Annotated in this window: 1 protein-coding gene; it reads right to left on the bottom strand. The window is 71.7% G+C overall.

The annotated features are described in order from the left end of the window. On the bottom strand, positions 1-265 hold a 265-nt coding region (locus ACWF62_RS20395; protein ID WP_452631219.1), incomplete at both ends, for a hypothetical protein.

Genomic DNA, 265 nt, shown 5'->3' with positions numbered 1-265 from the left:
GTCACCGCCGCGACGGAGTTGACGGCGATCTCGTAGCGTCGTTCATGGGTGGTCTCGCCACCCGAACGCGGGAGGGGCTCGCACGGTTCGGGCTCGGCACCCCGCACCCAGCGCGCCAGCCGGGTGGCGCACGGCTCGCAGGCATGGAACGGCCGGCTGCGTCCGAACCCGACCACCGGGCCGAGCCACATCACCAGGACGCCCGAGCGCTGGCACATCAGGCAGTCCCCTTCTTCCGCCCAGCCGGAGATCGCATCGGTCTGCA

The sequence above is a fragment of the Rhodococcus sp. NPDC054953 genome (genome assembly GCF_053609225.1).
Note: the sequence above shows the minus strand (reverse complement) of the source record. Positions and strands in the feature narration are given on the sequence as shown.